The sequence below is a fragment of the Paraburkholderia sp. genome, assembly GCF_035656215.1.
Taxonomy (GTDB): Bacteria; Pseudomonadota; Gammaproteobacteria; order Burkholderiales; family Burkholderiaceae; genus Paraburkholderia.
This window is the reverse complement of sequence record NZ_DASRSY010000065.1, coordinates 1-4,661: the sequence shown is the minus strand read 5'-3', so window position 1 is coordinate 4,661 and position 4,661 is coordinate 1. Positions and strand designations below refer to the sequence as shown.

The 4,661-nt window shown below is 62.7% G+C and carries 6 protein-coding genes; 4 read left to right on the top strand and 2 right to left on the bottom strand.

Annotated elements, in window-relative coordinates; genetic code table 11:
- From VFE81_RS03635 to VFE81_RS03620, 4 genes are all read left to right on the top strand, one after another.
- Positions 1-315 (top strand): oligopeptide/dipeptide ABC transporter ATP-binding protein (locus VFE81_RS03635; protein WP_325043284.1); only part of this gene is annotated, 315 nt, incomplete at its 5' end.
- Entirely contained in the window at positions 308-1,459 is a 1,152-nt protein-coding gene (locus VFE81_RS03630) for a TraB/GumN family protein (RefSeq protein ID WP_325043283.1), read from the top strand. The genes VFE81_RS03635 and VFE81_RS03630, both read left to right, overlap by 8 nt.
- Before the next feature lie 170 nt (positions 1,460-1,629).
- On the top strand, positions 1,630-1,935 hold the full coding sequence (locus VFE81_RS03625) for a BrnT family toxin (RefSeq protein ID WP_325043282.1): 306 nt from the start codon (positions 1,630-1,632) through the stop codon (positions 1,933-1,935).
- Positions 1,936-1,979: 44 nt separating this feature from the next.
- The gene (locus VFE81_RS03620) at positions 1,980-2,237 is read left to right on the top strand and encodes a BrnA antitoxin family protein (protein ID WP_325043281.1); all 258 of its coding nucleotides are present in this window, start codon (positions 1,980-1,982) and stop codon (positions 2,235-2,237) included.
- Between the two features lie 67 nt (positions 2,238-2,304).
- On the opposite strand, the gene VFE81_RS03615 is transcribed toward VFE81_RS03620, so the two are convergent.
- Complete coding sequence (locus VFE81_RS03615; RefSeq protein ID WP_325043280.1) at positions 2,305-4,110, bottom strand: tetratricopeptide repeat protein; 1,806 nt, start codon at positions 4,108-4,110, stop codon at positions 2,305-2,307.
- 206 nt (positions 4,111-4,316) lie between these two features.
- On the bottom strand, positions 4,317-4,661 hold a 345-nt coding region (locus tag VFE81_RS03610; protein WP_325043279.1), incomplete at its 5' end, for a 5-oxoproline transporter, DUF979 family subunit.

The following is a 4,661-nucleotide window of genomic DNA, read 5'->3' as shown; positions in this document are numbered from 1 at the left end:
GATGTGATGGTGATGTACTTCGGTGGCGTGGCGGAACTCGGCGACAAGAAGCGGATTTTCTCGAATCCGCGGCATCCGTATACGCGTGCGTTGATGTCGGCCACGCCTTCGATCTTCGAGGCGGATCGCACCATCAAGATCAAGCTGCAAGGTGAAATGCCTTCGCCGCTGAATCCGCCGTCGGGCTGCACATTCCATCAGCGCTGCCCGTACGTGATCGACCGTTGCCGCAGCGAAGAGCCGAAGTTGCGCGAAGTGGATGGTCGTCAGGTGTCATGTCACCGCGCTGAGGAGGTGGGGGACATGGATGCCTGAAGCAGTGGCGGCGCGTCGTCTTACGCGCCGCTCGCGTGATGGCGGCCGCAACGCTGCTTTGACGCGGCGCTGGGGAGCGCGCGCACTGACCGGTGCCGCGCTCTTCGGCGTTTGTTCCGTTTTTCACCTGAGCGCGGGGCTGATCGGCGTCGCGCATGCGGCCGGCGCAGCCGCCAATGCACCGTCTCAGGCGGGGCGCCCGGCGATGCCGGTGCCCAATCTGCCTGCGCCGCCTCGCGCCACCTTGCCGGGCTTCAATCCGCCGCCCGCCGCGCCAGGCACCACGGCGAGCGGTCCGGTGCAAACGCAGCCGGCGCGCATGCCGTTCTATGTCGCGACGCGCGGCACCACAACCATCTACGTGCTCGGCACGTTGCACGTCGGCGACCCCGCCGACTATCCCTCAAGACAACCGTTCCGGGCGCCGATCCTTGGCGCACTGGCGGCCTCGCCGACGCTGGCGCTCGAACTCTCACCCGACGAATTGCTGGTCTCGCAAGACGACGTGTCGAAGTACGGCGTATGCCGCCGGGACTGTTTGCCGGGCCTGCTGCCTGAGCCTTTGTGGCGCAAGCTGGCCTTTCGCCTGCGCGGCAATCCCGCGGCGCTGGATGAAATCAAGAAGATGCGGCCGTGGCTCGCGTCGCTGGTGGTCGAAACCTACGACTCGTTGAGTGCCGGCTTGCAGACCGAGTACGGCACGGAAGCGCAATTGCAGAACGTGTATATCAGGACGCGCGGCAAGATCGTTGGCCTCGAGACGCTGCATCAGCAGATGCGCGCGTTCACCAGCCTCACGCTTGCGCAGCAGCGCGAAATGCTCGCGCAGGACCTGGTGCAGACGCCCGCGGAAAACGTCGACGATGTGAAGACGTTGCATCGGCTGTGGCGAGTGGGGGATGCCGATGCGATTGCTGCCTGGCAGGCCGCGAAGTCCGAAAAGCTGGCACGCGACAAGCGCATCTCCGATTCGATCGACAACAAGATCGTGTACGAGCGCAACCGACGTTTCGTGTCACGGATGCTGCTGATCGCCGGGCCGAACAAGCCGGTATTCGTGGCGATCGGCGCGTTGCATCTGGGCGGCCGCAAGGGCGTGCTGCAGCTTCTGCGGCAGCACGGGTTCGTAGTGGATGCGTGGTGAGGTCGTCCCAGCCTTACGCGAGATGTGCGTAGTGGCTGACCATAGTCTTAGCCGGAGTAGGCCGTCCGGCCAGAACGGGAACCGGTAATTGGACAGCCAGTCCGATGCTGACGTGCGTCGCAAACTGCTCGCGGCTCGCGCGGGCATAGGCGCCTTGCGTGCTATGATGTATGTACAAACGTCAATACAGGTGGCGTGTGCGTTTTGAGTGGGACGAAATCAAGAATCAAATCAACATCCATAAGCATGGCATCGACTTTAGAGATGCGATCGACGTGTTCGATCATCCAGTGCTGACGGCGATAGACCAGCGGGAAGATTACGGCGAGGACCGCTGGATCGCGCTAGGCTGGATGGCCGCCATCGTAGGCGTGGTGGTGTACGTTGAACGCAGTGCGGATGTGATCCGTATCATTTCGGCCCGCAAGGCGACGAAACACGAGGTCAAACGCTACAAGCACAGCGTCTGGAATTGACGGGAAACATCGGCGATTGGCAGAAAACGAGCACGGGTGAAATTATGAGCAAACCATCAGGAACCGACTGGAAGCGACTTGCAAAGGCGGGCGACGCGCAAATCGACACGAGCGATTTGCCCGAATTGGGCGACGACTTTTTTGACCGCGCCGAGCTGCATGTTCCGCCGAAACAGGCGGTGACGATGCGCCTGGATGCGGATGTTTTGAGCTGGTTCAAAGAGCAGGGGCAGGGTTATCAGACGCGCATCAACAAATTGTTGCGCGCTTACATGCTGGCGCAGCAGCGTCGTCGCCCTTAAGGCGCGGCGCCTGAATGAATTGATAAGACGCTGTGCAGAAACGCCTGGCATTTGCGCAGCGCAGCCTTTACAGACTACCGTCGCGTAGTTCTTCGGACACACGCTTTACCACCGGCGCCCAATTCCCCAACGTCGTCTGCCGGAACAGTTTCATCGCCGGATACCACGGCGAATCGCTGCGCTCTTCGAGCCAGCGCCAGTCCGAGTTGGCGGGCAGCAACACCCACACCGGCTTGCCCAGCGCGGCCGCCAGGTGCGCGACGCCGGTGTCCACGGCAATCACCAGATCGAGATTCATGATGAGCGCGGCGGTGTCGTCGAAGTTAGTCAGATCGGCGGTGAAATCGTGGGCGCGGAAGGCTTCGGGCGCATCCTCCAGCTGTGCGTGAGCGGGACCCTTCTGCAGTGCATACCAAGCCACGTTCTCCAGCTCGCTGAGCGCGCCAAGGTCAGCCAGCGCCATCGACCGATAGCGGTCGTTGCCGAACGTTGGGCTGCCGGACCACACCAGCCCCACTTTGCGTTTCGATTTGCCGGCTGCGTCCATCCGTTTGCGCCACGCTTTAATCTTGGCCTTGTCAGCGAATATATACGGCACTTTCGCGGGAATGGTCGAGAGTTCGGTGCCGACGCATGACGGCACGCTCATCATCGGCACCCAGAAATCATACTGGCCGTCGGGCGTGCCGCTAAACGCGCGATGCACGCCTGGAATGCGTTCGACCAGCGGCAGCAGCGGCTCGCGCACGCAGATGTCGACCGTCGCGCCGAGTTGCTCGAGCACGCGCGCGTAGCGCAGGAACTGGAAGTGGTCGCCGAAACCCTGTTCGCCCACCACCAACACGCGACGCCCGTCGAGCGGCTCGCCATGCCACTCGGCAACTCCCGGCACGACGATCGCCTCGTAGTCGCTCTTGCGCCAGCGCTTTGCATACTCTGCCCAACCCTGCCTGTAATCGCCGCGCTTGAGCAACAACCACGCGAGATTCTGGTGTGCATCCGCATAGTTGGGATCGAGCGCCAACGCGTGACGATAGAAGCCTTCTTCTTCGTCCAGACGACCTTGCGCGCCGAGCGATCCGCCGAGGCAAACCAGATTCGTAGGATTCGGCTTGAGCGCGACCGCACGCCGATATTGCACTTCAGCGCCGGCGTAGTCGCCGAGCTTGCCGATCAGGCTACCCAGGTTGATGTGCGCCTCGGCGTAGTCGCCGCGCAGCGCCAGTGCCCTTTCGAAACTGGCGATGGCCGCAACGTGATCGCCTTGCGCGTTGTACGCATTGGCCGCGTTGAAGTGCGTTTCCGCCGACTGTGGGTCGAGTGATAGCGCATTTTGATAGCAGGCGAGTGCCTCGTCGTAGCGGCCGAGCTTGCTCAGCGCCGTGCCGAGGTTCAGATGCGCGTCGACCAACGACGGATTCACCCTCAGCGCGAGCCGATACTGCTCGATCGCTACGTCGAGCGAACCTTGCGCTTGCAGCGCGACGCCGAAGTTATTGCGTGCGTCGGCGAAGTCGGGCTGTAACTGCAACGCCTGGTCATAGCAGATCATCGCTTCGTCGAGATGGCCGAGCGCGGCGGCGACGAGGCCACGGTTGCTCCAGCAGGCGGCGTCGGTGCGATCGAGTTTGAGCGCTTCGCTCATCAACTCGGCGGCGAAGACGTGGTCGCCGCGCTGATGTTGCAGCACGCCGAAGTAGTGCAGCGCCTTGGCATGAGCAGGATCGAGCGCGAGGGCTTCGCGATAGAACGGTTCGGCGACATCGAGCTGGCCAGCCTGATGCGCTTCGAGCGCGGCGTCGATCAGCGAGGCGAGATAGGTGGAGGGCGGCGCGTCGGCGTGTGTGATGTCAGGGTGGGATGGGCGTTCCATGAGGGGCCTGCTGGAAAGCGCTGGCGGCGCGCGTTGCACGCGTCACCAGCGTATGTGGATGGGGAGACCATCCACCAGCTTATGTTTCGGCCCCTTTCCTGACGATCGGACGCATCCTAATTCGGTGCGTCCGTTTGCCGCGGCCTTATGCCGGCCCTCGACGCGGCGCAGATGGCCTGCGCTACGTTGGGCACTCCCACGCAGCCCTACAGGAACATCAGGAAATTCAACAGCAATATGTTCACGACCAGCAAGGTCAGCGCGGTGGGCACCTGCACCTTGATCACCGCATTCTTATCCGGCAGTTCCAGCAGCGCGGCGGGCACCATGTTGAAGTTTGCGGCCATCGGCGTCATCAGCGTGCCGCAGTAGCCGGAGAACATGCCGATCGCGGCCATCACCGCGGGATTGCCGTGAAACACGCCGACCAGAATCGGCACGCCGACGCCGCCCGTCATCACCGGGAACGCGGCGAATCCGTTACCCATCACCATCGTGAACAGCGCCATGCCGATACAGTACACGGCCACTGCGACGAACCGGTAGTCGAG